At 51.7% G+C, this 18,157-nt stretch carries 9 protein-coding genes, 3 tRNA genes and 3 rRNA genes; 11 read left to right on the plus strand and 4 right to left on the minus strand.

What is annotated here, in order from left to right:
• Nucleotides 1-94: 94 nt before the first annotated feature.
• From clpX to A0W33_RS13370, 4 genes are all read right to left on the minus strand, one after another.
• Nucleotides 95-1,318, minus strand: coding sequence for an ATP-dependent Clp protease ATP-binding subunit ClpX (gene clpX, locus A0W33_RS13355; protein ID WP_068838664.1), 1,224 nt, complete (start codon nucleotides 1,316-1,318; stop codon nucleotides 95-97).
• A gap of 356 nt (nucleotides 1,319-1,674) precedes the next feature.
• On the minus strand, nucleotides 1,675-2,400 hold the full coding sequence (locus tag A0W33_RS13360; RefSeq protein ID WP_068838665.1) for a ClpP family protease: 726 nt from the start codon (nucleotides 2,398-2,400) through the stop codon (nucleotides 1,675-1,677).
• Nucleotides 2,401-2,486: 86 nt separating this feature from the next.
• Entirely contained in the window at nucleotides 2,487-3,812 is a 1,326-nt protein-coding gene (gene tig, locus A0W33_RS13365) for a trigger factor (RefSeq protein WP_068838666.1), read from the minus strand.
• Between the two features lie 78 nt (nucleotides 3,813-3,890).
• Nucleotides 3,891-3,972 (minus strand) — tRNA-Leu (locus tag A0W33_RS13370).
• Between the two features lie 226 nt (nucleotides 3,973-4,198).
• On the opposite strand from A0W33_RS13370, the gene A0W33_RS13375 reads away from it, so the two are divergent.
• The 11 genes from A0W33_RS13375 to A0W33_RS13430 all read left to right on the plus strand — a co-directional run bounded on the left by A0W33_RS13375 (nucleotide 4,199) and on the right by A0W33_RS13430 (nucleotide 18,149).
• Nucleotides 4,199-6,388 carry a RelA/SpoT family protein gene (locus tag A0W33_RS13375; RefSeq protein WP_068838667.1) on the plus strand — a complete coding sequence of 730 codons (2,190 nt, stop codon included), beginning with the start codon at nucleotides 4,199-4,201 and terminating at the stop codon, nucleotides 6,386-6,388.
• Nucleotides 6,389-6,416: 28 nt separating this feature from the next.
• Nucleotides 6,417-6,917, plus strand: coding sequence for a Fur family transcriptional regulator (locus A0W33_RS13380; RefSeq protein ID WP_068838668.1), 501 nt, complete (start codon nucleotides 6,417-6,419; stop codon nucleotides 6,915-6,917).
• Nucleotides 6,889-7,239, plus strand: coding sequence for an STAS domain-containing protein (locus A0W33_RS13385; protein WP_068838669.1), 351 nt, complete (start codon nucleotides 6,889-6,891; stop codon nucleotides 7,237-7,239). The genes A0W33_RS13380 and A0W33_RS13385 overlap by 29 nt, the downstream gene beginning before the upstream one ends.
• 281 nt (nucleotides 7,240-7,520) lie before the next feature.
• Nucleotides 7,521-8,804 (plus strand): adenylosuccinate synthase, encoded by a 1,284-nt coding sequence (locus A0W33_RS13390; protein WP_068838670.1) that lies wholly within the window; start codon nucleotides 7,521-7,523, stop codon nucleotides 8,802-8,804.
• A 778-nt stretch (nucleotides 8,805-9,582) separates the two neighbouring features.
• A 16S ribosomal RNA gene (locus tag A0W33_RS13400) occupies nucleotides 9,583-11,105 on the plus strand.
• A 127-nt stretch (nucleotides 11,106-11,232) separates the two neighbouring features.
• Nucleotides 11,233-11,306: transfer RNA gene (locus tag A0W33_RS13405), tRNA-Ile, on the plus strand.
• Between the two features lie 17 nt (nucleotides 11,307-11,323).
• Nucleotides 11,324-11,397, plus strand: a tRNA-Ala gene (locus A0W33_RS13410).
• Between the two features lie 236 nt (nucleotides 11,398-11,633).
• Nucleotides 11,634-14,529 (plus strand): 23S ribosomal RNA (locus tag A0W33_RS13415).
• A gap of 85 nt (nucleotides 14,530-14,614) precedes the next feature.
• Nucleotides 14,615-14,726, plus strand: a 5S ribosomal RNA gene (rrf, locus tag A0W33_RS13420).
• The 16S, 23S and 5S rRNA genes sit together here with 2 tRNA genes alongside, the layout of an rRNA operon.
• 151 nt (nucleotides 14,727-14,877) lie before the next feature.
• A complete protein-coding gene (locus A0W33_RS13425; protein WP_071890057.1) occupies nucleotides 14,878-16,887 on the plus strand; it encodes a BatA domain-containing protein in 2,010 nt (669 codons plus the stop codon).
• Nucleotides 16,884-18,149, plus strand: a complete 1,266-nt coding sequence (locus A0W33_RS13430) for a dihydroorotase (RefSeq protein WP_068838672.1) — start codon at nucleotides 16,884-16,886, stop codon at nucleotides 18,147-18,149. The genes A0W33_RS13425 and A0W33_RS13430 overlap by 4 nt, the downstream gene beginning before the upstream one ends.
• Nucleotides 18,150-18,157: the final 8 nt, after the last annotated feature.

Genomic DNA, 18,157 nt, shown 5'->3' on the forward strand with positions numbered 1-18,157 from the left:
TTGACCAAGTATAAACAGAAAGCCCCGGCAGTTGCGACTGCCGGGGCTTTCTGTTTATACTTGATGCAGTTAAAAACTGCTTGCTATACTTAGTTTAAGCTACTTTCAGCTGCTTTAATGTTGACTTCTCGAACTTCTCGCGTGCATATTTGCCGGTGATCAGCAGTTCTTTTGTGCCTTCCTCTGATGGCAGTTCAAACATGGCGTCCGTCATGATGCCCTCACAAATGGAGCGCAGGCCGCGGGCCCCTAACTTATACTCTGCTGCCTTCTCCACGATATACTCCAGGGCGCTGTCATCAAAGCTAAGCTTGATATCTTCCATCTCGAACAGGCGGGTGTACTGCTTCACAATAGAGTTTTTCGGCTCCAGCAGGATCAGGCGCAGGGTTTCCTTATCAAGCGGGTTCAGGTGCGTAAGTACTGGCAGACGGCCGATCAACTCTGGAATCAAACCGAAGCTTTTCAGGTCCTGGGCAGAAAGGTAACGCAGGAAGTTCTCGCTCTCGTCCTCCTCATCCGTCTTCGACTTGGAGAAACCGATAGGGCGGGTGTTGAGCCTGCTTTTAATCAAACGATCGATGCCAACAAAGGCGCCTCCGCAAATAAAGAGGATGTTCTCAGTATTCACCGTGATCATCTTCTGCTCAGGGTGCTTACGTCCGCCTTGTGGTGGCACGTTTACGGTTGTTCCTTCCAGCAACTTCAGCAAGGCCTGCTGTACGCCTTCACCGCTCACATCACGGGTAATGGATGGATTATCGCTCTTACGGGCAATTTTATCTACTTCGTCAATATAGACAATGCCACGCTCTGCCGCCTCTACGTTATAATCAGCAGCCTGCAGCAGGCGGGTAAGTATACTTTCCACGTCCTCGCCCACGTAACCAGCCTCAGTCAGCACAGTAGCATCGGCAATACAGAATGGCACTTGTAAGATACCGGCCATCATACGGGCCAGGTAGGTTTTACCCGTACCGGTTTCGCCTACCATGATGATGTTTGATTTCTCGATCACCACATCGTCGTCGTTGTTTGGCTGCATCAGGCGCTTGTAGTGGTTGTACACCGCTACGGCCATTACCTTCTTCGCATCATCCTGCCCTACCACGAACTGGTCGAGGTACGTTTTCATCTCCTTCGGCTTCATCAGGTTGAACTTGGGCGTTCTGCTGCTTGCACGAATCTTGTTCTCCTCGTTCAGTATCTGCTGCGCCTGCCCGATACAACGGTCACAGATGTGCGCGTTGATACCGGAGATCATCACCGATACATCTTTCTTGTTTTTGCCGCAAAATGAGCAAGTAATTTCTGCCATAAGAAATGTTTGATCCTGATTATTTTACGCTCTTTATTCAAAAGCGTAAAGCAAAGGTACAAAATTGAAAAGTTAAACAAACACAATTTTTTTTATCCTACCAAGTCATACACCCTAGAAAGAGGGTATAAATTTAGAGATAAATATTTTCCTATCTTTAAATAAGGTGCTTAAGGTCAATGTATTATGTGGCATGGCTATGCACACCGAGCTGTGGATAAATTTTTGAATCTAACCGGTTTTCGCTGCAGCGAGTGCCAGAAAGGGGGCCATAAGAAGTGCAATATAGAAAGACAAAGCCCGCCCCTTGTTCAAGGGCGGGCTTTGTAACGTTAAAACTAAATGCTAAAGAATTCTTAGGTCGTAGCCTTGCGGGTTAATACCTCATCAATCAGGCCGTACTCTTTTGCTTCCTCGGCACGCATCCAGTAGTCACGATCTGAGTTGTCGTAAATGTCCTGGTATGATTTGCCGGAGTGCTGCGCCAGGATTTCATAAAGCTCTTTCTTCAGCTTCATGATCTCACGGGCCGTAATCTCGATGTCTGATGCCTGGCCTTGTGCACCACCCATTGGCTGGTGAATCATGATACGGGCGTGTGGCAGGGCAGAGCGCTTGTCTTTGGCACCACCGGCCAGTAACACGGCACCCATAGAGGCTGCCAGGCCAGTACAGATTGTGGCCACATCCGGGTTCACATACTGCATGGTGTCATAAATACCCAAGCCAGCATACACTGAGCCACCCGGGCTGTTGATGTACAGCAGAATGTCCTTCTTCGCATCTGCAGACTCCAGGAACAGCAGCTGCGCCGTGATGATGTTGGCAATAAAATCATCTACCTGAGTACCCAGGAAAATGATCCGGTCCATGATCAGGCGGGAGAACACGTCGATCTCACGGAAGTTGGTAGGGCGTTCCTCAATTACAGAGCGCGTCATGTTTTCCACCGGGTTTACGGTTCTGCTCTCTACCATGTTCATGGCGCGGCTTTCCACGTGGTGTATATATTGATCAACGCCCAGGCCACTTAATCTCTGGCCCTTTACAGCAAATTTTCGGAACTCGTCTTTGTTAAACATAGTGTGTTTAGGTTTACGGTTTACTCAAAAATAAAAAAGTCCTTCGAAAGTAGAAGGACTTTTTTATACGTTATATCAGTAGCTCTCTATTGGAGCGACAAATTTCTGAAGTCCTCTGACGATATCGTCTTCTCTACAACAGTCATCTTTTCCTTTAGTTTAGCGAGCACCTTCTCAGCCAGTAGTTGCTCGTACTCGTTAATGTAGTTGCGGCCGTTGTCCTGCTGCAGGTGCTGCTGAGCGTAGTTCTTCATGCTCTCCTTCAGTTCTTCAGGAACTTCCGGCATGTTGAACTGGGCAAGCATCTTGTCCATAGTGCTGTCCATTACTTCCTCGTTCGTCACCTTCAGCTCGTTCTCCTCTACAACCTTGTTCTTGATCATAGACCACTTCAGCTCACGCTCATACTTGTCGAAGTTCTCTTCGATCTGCTCTGGTGTCAGCTTGCCTTCGTTGGTTACCTGAATCCAACGCTTGAAGAACTCAGTCGGGATTTCAGCTTCTACGTTGTCAACCAGTGTGTCGATGATGTTGCGGAAAACAAGGTTCTCAGCCTCACGCTCGTAATTCTCGATGATGGTCTCGCGCAGCTTGGCGTCAAACTCTTCTTCTGTCTTTACTTCGTCTTTGCCGAAAAGTTTATCAAAAAGCTCCTGGTCCAGTTCTGCTGGCTCAGTACGGCTAATTTTGTCAACTACAAATTCAAACTCACCGTTCAGGTCAGCTACTACCTCTTTGCTCAGGCCGGTTACGTGAGCCAGGGCAGCGTTGTCATCGCCGAAAGTTTTGCGGATATCGAAACGGATTGTGTCTTCGGCTTTCAGGCCTACAAATTTATCCTGTCCGTCTACTACGCGGTTTGTCGGGATAAGCGTGGTTGATTCGAACTCGCCATCCACCTGCTTCAATGTGCCGGAGATAAAATCACCTGCCTCAGAAACCTCTGGGTTGGTTGTTTTGCCGAACTGGCGCTTCAGGTTTTCGTACGCCTCGTCCACTGTTTTCTGGTCGAGTTCAACTTTGTAACCGTCTACGCTTTTGTCTAACGGAAGGTTGATTTCCGGCAGCAGGCCTACCTGATACGTGAATTCGAATGTTTTCTGGTTGTCCCAGTCAATGTCATTCTGGTTTGGCTCAGGAAGCGGCTCACCCAGCAGCTTTACATCGTTTTCGCGGATGTACTTAGAGATTTCCTCCTGCAGCGTCTTATTGATCTGGTCTACCAGGATGCTCTTGCCATACATTTTCTTCACCAGGCCTGCAGGTACTTTACCAGGTCTGAAACCCTTCATCTGGGCTGTTTTGCTGTATTCTTTTACCTGCTGGTCTACCTTTGGAGCGTAGTCCGCCTCTTCCAGTACCACCTTCAGTTGTCCGTTGGTGCTGTCGGTTTGGTTTAATGTAATATTCAAGGCTTTAAACTTTTAGATTTTAGAAATACCTACTAAAAACAAACCCCCAACAAGTTCTGTTGAGGGTTCGTTTTGTTGTGCGGATGGAGGGACTCGAACCCCCATGCCTCGCAGCGCTAGATCCTAAGTCTAGTGCGTCTACCAATTTCGCCACATCCGCTTGTTGTGTGCTGTTTTGCTTTAGTGATGCAAAGGTAAGGAACGATTTTGTAAATGCAATATCACCCCAAAAAATTTCTCAAATATTTTCATACTTCTAAATGCAGCCCCCTACTCCTATATTGGTTGCAGCTTATAATCAGTTATATTTGAAACTTATAAGGCAGCAGTCTTATTTATAAGTATAGACAGGGCAACCACAGGGCACAACACAACCGTTGTATAGCATGATTGACGTAGAAGCAGAACGCAAAGAGATCTTACGGGACTACCGGAAATTACTTCGTTACGCGAAGCCTTTTCTGAAAGATAATGATGCCAAAATCATCAAAAAGGCATTTAATACCTCTCTGGAGGCCCATAAAGACATGCGTCGTAAGTCCGGGGAGCCTTACATTCTGCACCCGCTTGCCGTTGCCCAGATTGCGGTGGAGGAGATCGGCTTGGGTACTACCTCTATTGTGGCTGCCCTGCTGCATGATGTGGTGGAGGATACCGAGCTGGAAACTGCCGATATTGAGCGGGAATTTGGTCCAAGCGTAGCCAAGATCATTGAGGGCCTGACGAAGATTTCGGGGGTGTTCGATTACGGCACCTCGCAGCAGGCTGAGAACTTCCGCAAGATGCTGCTAACGCTAAGCGATGACGTGCGCGTTATACTTATAAAGCTGGCCGACCGCCTGCACAACATGCGTACGCTCGACAGCATGCCGCGCCACAAGCAGCTGAAGATTGCCTCGGAAACCATGTACCTGTACGCCCCGCTGGCGCACCGCCTGGGCCTGTACGCCATTAAGTCGGAGCTGGAGGATTTATACTTGAAGTATACCGATACCACCACGTACAAGGATATCTCCAACAAAATTCGCCAGACGCGTCTTGCCCGTACCAAGTTTATCAAAGACTTTACGCACCCGATAGAGGACGAGCTGCGCAAGTATGGCTTTAAGTTTAACATCAAGGGCCGGCCGAAGTCGATCTACTCTATCCTTAAAAAGATAAAGAAGCAGAACATCACCTTTGATGAAATATACGACCTGTTTGCCATCCGGATTATACTTGATGTGCCGCCTGAAAATGAGAAGGCGGCTTGCTGGCAGGTGTACTCTATTATAACAGACTTCTACCAGCCCAACCCCGACCGCCTGCGCGATTGGGTGAACACGCCCAAGGCCAACGGCTACGAATCGCTGCATACTACGGTGATGAGCAAATCGGGGCAGTGGGTGGAGGTACAGATCCGCACCAAGCGCATGGATGAGATTGCCGAGCGTGGCTACGCGGCCCACTGGAAGTATAAAACAGGTCCCGGCACAGGCGAGTCTGGCCTGGAGATGTGGATAAACAAGGTGCGCGACATGCTGGAGACGAACAATTCCGACGCGCTCGAGTTTATGGATGAGTTCCGCAAGAACCTCTTCGTGGAGGAGGTGTTTGTGTTTACCCCGAAAGGCGAGCTCATCATACTTCCTGATAAATCAACCGCCCTGGATTTCGCCTTTGAAATTCACTCGCAGATTGGGTTGCAGTGCCTGGGTGCCAAAGTGAACCAGAAGCTGGTGCCGCTGAGTTATAAACTAAAGAACGGCGACCAGGTGGAGATACTGACCTCGCAGAAGCAGAAGCCTAACGAAGAGTGGCTGCAGTACGCGGTTACCTCCCGGGCTCGCACACGCATAAAGGATGCCTTGCGCGAGGAACGCAAGAACAAGGCCGAGCAGGGCAAGATCATGCTCGAGACGCGCATGGCCGCTATTGGCGTGCCCGACACACAGCAGAACCTGAACAAGCTACAGGCTTTCTTCAACGTGTCCACCCTGCAGGATTTATACTACAGAATCGCCACCGGCCACACGGACATCAAGAATATCAAAGAAATCATCTTCACGGCGTCGGTTGATAAGAACGCGTCAATGCTGGGGCCGAAGTCGTTCGACAAGGAAGTGCAGAAGATACGGGGCGTGAATTCAGACATGCTGGTGATTGGTGAGAGCGCCGAAAACTGGGACTATGGCATGGCAAAGTGCTGCAACCCGATTCCGGGAGATGACGTGTTCGGCTTCCAGACCGAGGAAGACGGCATACAGATTCACCGCACCAACTGCAAGCGCGGCATTGAGTTGATGTCCAACTACGGCAACCGCATCATCAAAGCCAAGTGGACCGAGCAGATGGAGCTAGCTTTCCTGGTGGGCATCCACATCAAGGGAACCGACCGCGTTGGTTTGGTGAACGATTTGACCAAGGTTATCTCCACCAGTTTAAAAGTGAACATGCGTTCCATCACAATAGACTCCAATGATGGAATCTTTGAGGGGAACATTATGGTTTTTGTAAATGACACGAGCCACCTAAACCAACTTATTCAGCGCATGGCTAAAGTGAACGGTATACTTACCGTAGAGCGTTTTGATTAAGAAGGGTGGCTGTTTATACTAATAGAAGATGGCGTTAAATCAGATAAAATTCGAAGAAGTAAAAAAGATCTTCATCGCTTACCTGGAAAGCAAGGGCCTGCGCAAGACGCCGGAGCGCTATGCTATCCTGGAGGAGATTTACTCGCGGGACGGGCATTTTGATGTGGAGTCGCTCTACATCAGCATGAAGAACAAGAATTACCAGGTAAGCCGGGCAACCGTTTACAACACGCTGGACCTGCTGGTGGAAAATGATTTGGTGAGCAAGCACCAGTTTGGCAGAAATCTTGCACAGTATGAAAAATCGTACGGCTATCGACAGCACGATCACGTAATTTGTACTGAGTGCCACAAGGTGGTGGAGTTCTGCGACCCGCGCATTCACAACATACAGACCATGGTAGGGGACTTGCTTAACTTCCGCATTTTGCACCACTCCCTGAACCTGTACGGTATCTGCGGCGATTGCCGAGCCAGAAAAGCGTCAGAGGAAACAACACATGAAGTACCAGACAGAGCAGAAGGATGATATCCTTTATATAAGAATGGAGGGCGACCTGATCGCCAGTTCGGACACACAGCAGATGATAGATGACGTGGATGGTGGTAAGCCTTTGGTTTCGCTGCTCTGTGCTGTCGACCTGTCAAACGTCCGGTATATGGACAGCAGCGGCATGGGCGTGCTGGTGTCGCTGCTTACCAAGTTTCGAAACCGGGGCGGCGAGCTGGTGCTCATCAAACCATCCGACCACATCCGCAAACTCCTCATCGTCACGAAACTCAACGCAATCTTCACGATTGCCGAAAACGACGACTTCGCCGCGCAATTCCTAAAGGAATCGATATATTAGAAAATAAAAGGCTACTGAATCAGTAGCCTTTTTTGTTTTCAATTAGGTTAATTTTCAAGTATGGCCGCTGTTCATTTCCAAGGCTGTCCTAAATGCTACCTTACATAATTGCCCGTGCCTTTAGAGCAAGTAAGATAAAATTGCTACATTTGAAAGTAAAAAGTGGCTGGCTACTGATTACGGTTGTGCTGTAAAAGCCTGACGACATCCTGATTTATACTTGGGGTGATAACGGTTTTGGAGCACACTTCTTTAGAGGAATCAATTTATTACATACATAAATGGCAGTTGATATATTAATAGGTCTGCAGTGGGGCGACGAAGGCAAAGGTAAAATCGTCGACGTACTTGCACCTACCTATGACATTGTAGCCCGTTTCCAGGGAGGCCCGAACGCAGGCCACACATTAGAGTTTGAAGGCACCAAGCACGTGCTGCACCAGATACCATCCGGCATTTTTCATCCGCATATAAAGAACATCATCGGCAACGGCGTTGTGCTCGACCCGATTGTGTTTCGCCTGGAAATGCAGAAGCTGCAGGACCGCGGAGTGGATGCGGCGCAGAACCTGTACATCTCGAAAAAGGCATCGCTTATACTTCCTTCGCACAAAGCCTTAGACCGTGTTTCGGAAGAGGCGCTCGGAAGTGGAAAGATTGGCTCTACCTTAAAAGGCATTGGCCCAACGTACCAGGATAAGATCGGACGTGTTGGCTTGCGGGTAGGAGATATACTGGCAAATGATTTCCAGGAGAACTACGACAAGCTGGTAGCGCGCCACCGGAAGACAATTGAGTTCTACGGCCGGGAATTGGAGCTGGGCAAGCAGGAGGACGAGTTCTTCGAGGCGATTGCTTACCTGCGTACCCTGAAGCTGGTTGATTCCGAGTACATGATCAACGATGCAATACAGAACGGGCAGCGCATCCTGGCCGAGGGCGCACAGGGCTCGCTCCTTGATGTGGATTTCGGAACCTATCCGTTTGTCACCTCATCCAGTACGGTGGTGGCAGGCGCCTGCACCGGACTGGGTGTGGCACCAAAGCACATCGGCGAAGTATACGGTATCTTTAAAGCTTACTGCACACGCGTAGGCAGTGGTCCTTTCCCAACAGAGCTCCTTGATGAGGTAGGAGAAAGTATCCGCCAGGCAGGCCGCGAGTTCGGCTCTACCACGGGTCGCCCACGCCGCTGTGGCTGGATCGATCTGCCGAGCCTTAAGTATAGCATCATGTTGAACGGAGTAACTCAGCTTAACATGATGAAGGCAGATATTCTGACCGAGTTTGATACAATACAAGTATGCACGCACTACAAGCTAGTTTCGGGAGAGGTAACGGATCGTGTACCGCATTCTCTGGAGGATGGAGAAGTGGAGCCAATTTATGAGACATTGCCGGGCTGGAAGGTTGATCTAAATAAAATTGAAACAACCGAAGAGCTTCCGGAAGCTTTCATTAACTACCTGCAGTTCCTGGAGAAGCACCTGCACGTGCCAATAACGATCGTATCAGTAGGCCCTGACAGGAAGAGCACCATGAAGCGAGAGGCTGTTAATGCCTAACAACATAGTATGACTTGAAAATAAGGCCCCGGCTATGTAGCCGGGGCCTTATTTTTTCTTCACTTACCGGGAACAAACAACCCTTGTGCCGCTGTTATTCCCAAGCGCCCGGGCATGGCCTTGGGGGCCGCCGGAAAATAATCAGGCAGAGGATCAGCGCCTTGCGGAAAAGAGCAGGTTATTTGGCGGCGGGCGTTTGGAGTTACGACAACATTCCCTACTTTTGCATCCCGGTTCGGCAGGGACGGGGGCGGCTAACACAGGATCAACTATCCTGTGGCGCTGAAAAAAATAGCTGAAGGAGTTGCGTTGGATACGGGAAAGTTTCCTACCTTTGCAGCCCGCTTCAACCGGAGGCGCTCGGGTTCAGGCGCTGATTCAACAGCATCCGGAGCCGAAAAAAAGAAGTGAGAAACTTCTTGCTAAGTGGGAAAAGGTTCTTACCTTTGCATCCGCTTCGAGAGGGAGCGAAACAGGGAAGAGGGCAGCTCTTCCGGGAAACAAAAAGGGAGAAAAAAATAGTGCATCGGGTATTGCTAAAAGAAAAAAAGCTTTTACCTTTGCACCCCGCAAAAGAGCGAACGGCTCGGGCGGAAGATGAGTGACACGCACCGGTAGGGTGCGCTAGGGAAGACAACAGGTCCTCCGGAAGTTCTTTGAGAGATTGCTTGAGACAGAATAAAAAGAGAAAAAGGAAACGTTCCTCGTCCTTTAGGGGATGAGGTCGGGCCGGGGTCTGACAGACACATTTCTACTTTTAGGAGTAGATGAAAACTTTACAATGGAGAGTTTGATCCTGGCTCAGGATGAACGCTAGCGGCAGGCCTAATACATGCAAGTCGAACGGATCAGGTTCTTTCGGGAACCTGGTTAGTGGCGCACGGGTGCGTAACGCGTATGCAACCTACCTTCCACAGGGGGATAGCCCCGGGAAACCGGGATTAATACCGCATGACACCATGAATCGGCATCGGTTTATGGTCAAAGTTTCGGCGGTGGAAGATGGGCATGCGTGCCATTAGCTAGTTGGCGGGGTAGAGGCCCACCAAGGCTACGATGGCTAGGGGTTCTGAGAGGATGGTCCCCCACACTGGTACTGAGACACGGACCAGACTCCTACGGGAGGCAGCAGTAGGGAATATTGGGCAATGGCCGAGAGGCTGACCCAGCCATGCCGCGTGCAGGAAGAAGGCCTTCTGGGTTGTAAACTGCTTTTATCAGGGAAGAAAACGCCCCTGCGGGGGTAACTGACGGTACCTGATGAATAAGCACCGGCTAACTCCGTGCCAGCAGCCGCGGTAATACGGAGGGTGCAAGCGTTGTCCGGATTTATTGGGTTTAAAGGGTGCGTAGGCGGCCCGTTAAGTCAGCGGTGAAATCCCAGGGCTCAACCCTGGAACTGCCGTTGATACTGGCGGGCTTGAGTTCGGTGAAGGCGGGCGGAACTGGCGGTGTAGCGGTGAAATGCTTAGATACCGCCAAGAACCCCGATTGCGTAGGCAGCTCGCTGTGCCGAAACTGACGCTGAGGCACGAAAGCGTGGGGAGCGAACAGGATTAGATACCCTGGTAGTCCACGCCGTAAACGATGATTACTCGATGTTGGCGATACACTGTCAGCGTCCAAGCGAAAGCGTTAAGTAATCCACCTGGGGAGTACGCCCGCAAGGGTGAAACTCAAAGGAATTGACGGGGGCCCGCACAAGCGGTGGAGCATGTGGTTTAATTCGATGATACGCGAGGAACCTTACCTAGGCTAGAATGCGCGTGACGGTACCAGAGATGGTACTTCCCTTCGGGGCACAAAGCAAGGTGCTGCATGGCCGTCGTCAGCTCGTGCCGTGAGGTGTTGGGTTAAGTCCCGCAACGAGCGCAACCCCTATCTTCAGTTGCCAGCACGTGATGGTGGGGACTCTGGAGAGACTGCCTCCGCAAGGAGCGAGGAAGGCGGGGACGACGTCAGGTCATCATGGCCCTTACGCCTAGGGCTACACACGTGCTACAATGGCGCATACAGAGGGTAGCCAGCCAGCGATGGTGAGCCAATCCCAGAAAGTGCGTCTCAGTTCGGATCGGAGTCTGCAACTCGACTCCGTGAAGCCGGAATCGCTAGTAATCGCGTATCAGCAACGACGCGGTGAATACGTTCCCGGGCCTTGTACACACCGCCCGTCAAGCCATGGAAGTCAGGGAGACCTGAAGCCGGTGACCGTCAAAGGAGCCGTCTAGGGTAAAACTGGTAACTGGGGCTAAGTCGTAACAAGGTAGCCGTACCGGAAGGTGCGGCTGGATCACCTCCTTTCTAGGGAAGACCGCCGGCCCGGAAGTTTCCTTCTCCTTTTTTTGCTCTGTCTCTCGCATTCGATCAAAACCCATTTTATAGTGAGCGGGCACAGCGGCCCAAAAGCGGGCATGGAGCCCAACAAAGCGGGCTTGTAGCTCAGGTGGTTAGAGCGCTACACTGATAATGTAGAGGTCCGTGGTTCGAGTCCACGCAGGCCCACTCTATGACGATTACCTGGGGGATTAGCTCAGCTGGCTAGAGCGCCTGCTTTGCACGCAGGAGGTCAACGGTTCGACTCCGTTATTCTCCACACTTAAGTCTGGCCCTAGCGGCACGGCGACAGCACACAAGTAAAGACGGCAGGTTTTTACTTCCAATTTCAGGCAACAAGGTCTTATCATGATAAATGATAAATGGCAACTGTTAACTGGAAAGAAGTTCTTTGACATGATGGGAAAGAGAGAGAAGTAATAAAATATTGACTAGGCCCTAGTGATAGGGTCCTGGTGCGAAAGAGGCGGGCCGGTTGCCTTCGGGGGACCGGCCGATGACGCAGAGAAGGGCGCACGGGGGATGCCTAGGCTCTCAGAGGCGATGAAGGACGCGACAAGCTGCGATAAGCTGCGGGGATTGGCACATACAAGTTGATCCGCAGATTTCCGAATGGGGCAACCCACTGTGTTGAAGACACAGTACACCTTAGGGTGAGCGAACCCGGGGAACTGAAACATCTAAGTACCCGGAGGAAGAGAAAACAAGAGTGATTCCGCAAGTAGTGGCGAGCGAACGCGGAACAGCCCAAACCAGGCTTGTCACGGCAAGTCTGGGGTTGTAGGGCCGCGATGTGGGACCAAAGATTGAAGCATAACGTTCTGGGAAGAACGACCATAGGGGGTGATAGTCCCGTGTGCGTAAGCTCTTTGGCCCTAGCGGTACCCTGAGTAGGGCGGGACCGGAGAAATCCCGCCTGAATCCACCGGCACCATCCGGTAAGGCTAAATACTCCTGAGAGACCGATAGTGAACCAGTACCGTGAGGGAAAGGTGAAAAGCACCGTGAATAACGGGGTGAAACAGATCCTGAAACCGTGCGCTTACAAGCGGTCGGAGCCCATTAGTTGGGTGACGGCGTGCCTTTTGCATAATGAGCCTACGAGTTGCTCCTCCCTGGCAAGGTTAAGTGTCTTCGAGGCACGGAGCCGCAGCGAAAGCGAGTCTGAACAGGGCGCGCAGTCAGGGGGGGCAGACGCGAAACTTTGTGATCTACCCATGGGCAGGATGAAGGCTGGGTAAAACCAGTTGGAGGTCCGAACCAGTTTACGTTGAAAAGTATTTGGATGACCTGTGGGTAGGGGTGAAAGGCCAATCAAACTGAGAAATAGCTCGTACTCCCCGAAATGCCTTTAGGGGCAGCGTCGCGGTGGAGTCATGTGGAGGTAGAGCTACCGATAGGACTAGGGGGAGTCACATCCTACCGAATCCTGACGAACTCCGAATGCCACTTGACATACGCGGCAGTGAGGCCTGGGGTGCTAAGGTCCCGGGCCGAGAGGGAAAGAACCCAGACCGCCAGCTAAGGTCCCTAAATTCAGACTAAGTTGAACAAAGGAGGTCCACTTGCTTAGACAGCCAGGAGGTTGGCTTGGAAGCAGCCATTCCTTTAAAGAGTGCGTAACAGCTCACTGGTCGAGCGAGAGGGCATCGATAATAATCGGGCATCAAGTCTGATACCGAAGCTGCGGATTGCACTATGTGCACTGGTAGGGGAGCATTCCCTTCTGCGGTGAAGGCGTCCCGGCAAGGGGCGCTGGAGCGTAGGGAAAAGCAAATGTAGGCATAAGTAACGATAATGCGGGCGAGAAACCCGCACACCGAAAGACCAAGGTTTCCTGATCAACGCTAATCGGATCAGGGTTAGTCGGGTCCTAAGGGCGAGGCGAAAGCGCAGTTCGATGGACAACTGGTTAATATTCCAGTACCGGCACGCCATAGCGATGCGGTGACGGAGAAGTGAAAGGACGGCGCGCTGACGGAATAGCGCGTTTAAAGCCGTAGGTATTGGACCGGTCGTGAAGTACGCCGGACTAGCTGAAAGCTGAAAGTACTCCAACCCCTCGGGGGCGGAGATCGTCCCTAATCAGGCTCCCTAGAAAACCCGCTAAGCGTTTAAATGGCTTGCCGCCCGTACCGCAAACCGACACAGGTGGTCGAGGAGAGAATCCTAAGGTGCTCGAGTGAATCACGGCCAAGGAACTCGGCAAAATGGCCCTGTAACTTCGGGAGAAGGGGCGCTTCCTTGCAGCAATGCAAGAAGCCGCAGTGAAAAGGCCCAGGCGACTGTTTAACAAAAACACATGGCTTTGCGAAATCGAGAGATGAAGTATAAGGCCTGACACCTGCCCGGTGCCGGAAGGTTAAGAGGGGATGTCAGCCGCAAGGCGAAGCATTGAATCGAAGCCCCGGTAAACGGCGGCCGTAACTATAACGGTCCTAAGGTAGCGAAATTCCTTGTCGGGTAAGTTCCGACCTGCACGAATGGTGTAACGATCTGGGCGCTGTCTCAGCCGTGAGCTCGGTGAAATTGTAGTCTCGGTGAAGATGCCGAGTACCCGCAACGGGACGGAAAGACCCCATGAACCTTTACTATAGCTTAGCATTGACGCTGGGTAACTCATGTGTAGGATAGGTGGGAGGAGATGAAGCGGCGTCGCCAGGCGTCGTGGATCCGTCCTTGAAATACCACCCTTGAGTTGCTTGGCGCCTAACCTCACAGAGTGGGGGACCGTGCTTGGTGGGTAGTTTGACTGGGGTGGTCGCCTCCAAAACAGTAACGGAGGCTTTCAAAGGTTCCCTCAGCACGCTTGGTAACCGTGCGCAGAGCGCAATAGCAGAAGGGAGCTTGACTGTGAGGCCCACAAGCCGAGCAGGGCCGAAAGGCGGATATAGTGATCCGGTGGTTCCGCATGGAAGGGCCATCGCTCAAAGGATAAAAGGTACTCTGGGGATAACAGGCTGATCTCCCCCAAGAGCTCATATCGACGGGGAGGTTTGGCACCTCGATGTCGGCTCGTCACGTCCTGGGGCTGGAGAAGGTCCCAAGGGTTCGGCTGTTCGCCGATTAAAGTGGCACGCGAGCTGGGTTCAGAACGTCGTGAGACAGTTCGGTCCCTATCTGTTGTGGGCGTCGGAGATTTGAGGGGTTCTGGCCTTAGTACGAGAGGACCGGGCTGGACGAGCCTCTGGTGGACCTGTTGTGGCGCCAGCCGCAGCGCAGGGTAGCTACGCTCGGACGGGATAAGCGCTGAAAGCATCTAAGTGCGAAACCCGCCCCAAGATGAGATCTCCCTTAAGGGCCGTCAAAGACGATGACGTCGATAGGTGGCAGGTGTAAAGGTGGAAACACCAAAGCCGAGCCATACTAATTGCCCGAGCGCGTCCGGCCACGAAAAGGCCCGCCGCTTTTCGCCTCCCCTCTCTTTCCCAAATCATGTTAACAAGCATTAGCACGCATAACAGCCGTGCGACGATAATGGTGGCTATGGCCCCGGTGAGCACCTCTTCCCATCCCGAACAGAGAAGTTAAGCCCGGGCGCGCCGATGGTACTGGGGTCACACCCGGGAGAGTAGGTGGCCGCCAACCCCATACATCAGACGCCCCCCTTGCGCAAGCGAGGGGGGCGTTCTGCGTTTAGAGGAGTTAGGAGGGAGGTGCTCCTTAACTTTAAACTTCTTCTTCCTGTATAGCTCAGGGCAAAATATTGTTTTTTGCTTTTACCTCCTTAACTTGAGCTATGGCATTTCTGTACCCTTCTTTCCTGTTTGCTCTAGGCGCTGTTGCTGTTCCCATACTTTTGCATTTAGTGCAGCTTCGGCGGGCGAAGCGGGTTATGTTCAGTAATGTAAAGTTTATACAGGTTTCCAAAGACCTCACGGCCAGTCAGCGTAATCTGAAAGAACTGCTGATCCTGCTTTGTCGAATCCTGTTTATCGTTTTCCTGGTGTTGGCGTTTGCGCAACCTTTTCTGCCTGCTTCCGACACAGTGGCTGGTGCTACAAACGCTAAGGTGAGTATTGCTGTCGACAACTCTTATAGCATGGAGCGCATGCACGCGGAGGAAGACCTTACTTTGCTTAATGTAGCCACAGATCAGGCTAAAACCGTTGTAAACCTTTTTCCTGCTTCCACAGCTTTTCAGATTTCAGGTACGGAACGTATCAAACATGGGGCAGTTGTGCAGGGGAGTGAGGCAGCCACCTTGCTGGATCAGCTAGCTTATTCTGCCAACACGTTTGCTATGCCTACCGCGTCAGGACAAGAGCCGGCGCATCTCTTTGTATTATCAGATTTCCAGAAGCAGACTTTTTCCCTTGAGAATTTAACAAGTATAGATGCTGCGACGCAGGTGCACCTCGTTCCGCTTGCCGCGGCCTCTACTGCAAATGTCACCATCGATTCGGTTTACCTCGAAGATGAGTTCATCAGAACGGGTGCCGATAATACCCTGCACGTGTTGCTCCATAACACTGGTGCCGAAGCCGCTGCGGATGTACCTGTAAAGCTGTTCATACAGGACCAGCAGGTGGCGGCGCTAAGCCTGGATCTGCCACCTAACCAGGTAACAGAAGCTATTATGACTTTCCGAACCACCGGAACCGGACTGACACGTGCTTATGTGCAGGTGGAGGATTATCCAGTGGAGTTTGACAATACCTACTATTTTATACTTGCCCCTTCCGCGGCCATTACCGTGACAGAGGTAACGGATGACGCTGCCTCCCTGCGGCGCTTATACGGCAGCGAGGCATTCTTCAACTTCAGTAGCTACAACAGCGGAAATATCGATTATGCAAAGCTGGCAATATCAGATCTGGTCATACTGAATGGTGTAGAGTCTCTTTCAAGTGCTCTGGCTGCTAATTTAAGCAACTATGTTAAGGAAGGCGGTTCATTGGTGGTTGTGCCGCCTGTAGGGCAAAGTACTGGTGCGTATGCTTCCCTGTTCCAGAACCTCAACATAGCCGCCAGCTTTACAGGTGCCAGCGCTGCATCAGCCAAAACAAACCTTGCCGCCCCGGACCCCAACAACCCGTTCTTCCGCAGTATCTTCTCAGAGTTTGATGCGAAAATGCAGATGCCCGTTGCCGCGCGAAGTATAGCCTGGTCGCGCGCTTCGGAAGATATTTTAAAATACAGGGGCGGTGCCTCATTCCTGTCGCGGTTTGACAGGGGCAATGGAGCCGTTTATCTCTTGGCTGCTCCGCTGGATGATGCTTACAGCACGTTGCCCAACCATGCGCTCTTTGTGCCGATCATGTACCGGCTGGCCATAGAAAGTTACCGGCAGCAACAGCAGTTGGCCTATACCTTGGGGAGCGGTACTATTCAATTACCGGCAGCACCGCAGCAGAGTCGGGAAGGCGTTTACCAGTTGCAGCAAGACACGGTGGCTTTTATTCCGGAGCAGCAGGTGCGCGGCGGAAAGTTATACTTCAACGTGCCCGCTGGCATGGATAATGCGGGCTTTTATACGTTACAACTGCAGGACTCCACGCTTACCACGTTGGCTTTTAACTATGGGAAAGAGGAGTCTTACCTGGCGCAATATACCCCGGATGAGCTGCGCGCGTTGGTAGGGGAGGATAAGCCAAATGTGCATGTGTATGACTACGGAGATGCTTTTTCTATTAAAGGAGAATTCGAAAAAAGGTATTTCGGCGTAAAGCTTTGGAAATATTGCCTAATATTGTGTTTGTTTTTCCTGATGGCCGAAATAGCACTTATAAGATTCTTCCGAACATGAAAGTACTTCTCCGAGCAGCAACCATTCACAACCCACACACAGCACACCACCTGCAGCAGCACAACATCTTAATCGAAAATGGCAGCATCACCTACATCGGGCAGGAAGAGCAGGAGGCAGATCAAATAGTTGATTCAGAAGGACTATGTGTTTCAGTTGGGTGGGTAGATATGCATGCCTATACGGGTGAGCCGGGGCTGGAGTATAAGGAGGATTTGGAAAGCCTGGCAGCGGCTGCAGCGGCTGGAGGCTTTACCGAAGTGGTATGCCTTCCCAACACCAATCCGGTGGTACAGACAAAAGGGGCCATCAACTACATCAAAAGCAAATCGCAGCACCTGCCGGTTACGCTACTGCCTGCCGGCGCTGTAACGGTGGATGCCCAAGGCAAAGAACTTACCGAGATGATCGACCTGCACCAGGCGGGCGCAGTGGCTTTCTCTGATGGCACGCACCCGCTTCAGGGAGCCGATGTAACGCTGAAGGCGCTGCAGTACATGCAAATGTTTAATGGCTTGCTGATGAACAAGCCTGAGCACACGCGCCTGACCGAGAACGGGCAGATGCACGAGGGGGAAGCAAGCACCCGCCTGGGGATGCGCGGCATTCCATCCCTGGCCGAAGAGGTGATGGTGACCCGCGACCTGCAGCTGCTTTCCTATACGGGCGGGAAGCTGCACTTCTCGCTCATTTCCACGGCAGCGGCTATAGAAGCCATCCGCCAGGCCAAGGCAGCAGGACTGCAGGTAACCTGCGATGTGGCCAGCTACCAGGCGGCCTTTACTGATGAATCGATCTCAGCTTTTGATACAGCTTATAAAGTGGCCCCACCTTTTAGAACCACGGCCGATGCAGAAGCTATAAAAGAAGGCCTGCGCGACGGCACCATCGATGTGCTGGTGTCGGCCCACAACCCGCAGGACACCGAGGCGAAGAAGCTGGAGTTCGACCTGGCCGAGTTCGGCATCATCAACCTGGAGACAGCCTTTGCCGTGGCCCAGTCGACACTGGAGTTGCCACTGGAGCAACTGCTGGAGAAATTCACCACCAACCCGCGCCGCATACTAGGCTTAGCCGAGCCGAAAATCGCCGTGGGCGAAGCGGCCAACCTGACGCTGTTCAACCCTGAAACCCGCTGGGCACCACGTATGGACACTACAAAATCAAAGTCGCAGAACAGCCCGTTTTACGACCAGGAGCTGCGCGGAAAAGTGATAGGCATAATTCATAAGGGACAATTAGTCCTCCAACAATCTTTTTAATATATTTA

It is taken from the genome of Pontibacter akesuensis (genome assembly GCF_001611675.1).
Taxonomy (GTDB): Bacteria; Bacteroidota; Bacteroidia; order Cytophagales; family Hymenobacteraceae; genus Pontibacter; species Pontibacter akesuensis.

Coding starts and splice junctions, on each gene's coding strand:
- A0W33_RS13360 (WP_068838665.1), bottom strand. CDS start 2,400: ATGTTTAACAAAGACGAGTTCCGAAAATTTGCTGTAAAGGGCCAGAGA.
- clpX (WP_068838664.1), bottom strand. CDS start 1,318: ATGGCAGAAATTACTTGCTCATTTTGCGGCAAAAACAAGAAAGATGTA.
- A0W33_RS13375 (WP_068838667.1), top strand. CDS start 4,199: ATGATTGACGTAGAAGCAGAACGCAAAGAGATCTTACGGGACTACCGG.
- A0W33_RS13380 (WP_068838668.1), top strand. CDS start 6,417: ATGGCGTTAAATCAGATAAAATTCGAAGAAGTAAAAAAGATCTTCATC.
- A0W33_RS13385 (WP_068838669.1), top strand. CDS start 6,889: ATGAAGTACCAGACAGAGCAGAAGGATGATATCCTTTATATAAGAATG.
- A0W33_RS13390 (WP_068838670.1), top strand. CDS start 7,521: ATGGCAGTTGATATATTAATAGGTCTGCAGTGGGGCGACGAAGGCAAA.
- A0W33_RS13425 (WP_071890057.1), top strand. CDS start 14,878: ATGGCATTTCTGTACCCTTCTTTCCTGTTTGCTCTAGGCGCTGTTGCT.
- A0W33_RS13430 (WP_068838672.1), top strand. CDS start 16,884: ATGAAAGTACTTCTCCGAGCAGCAACCATTCACAACCCACACACAGCA.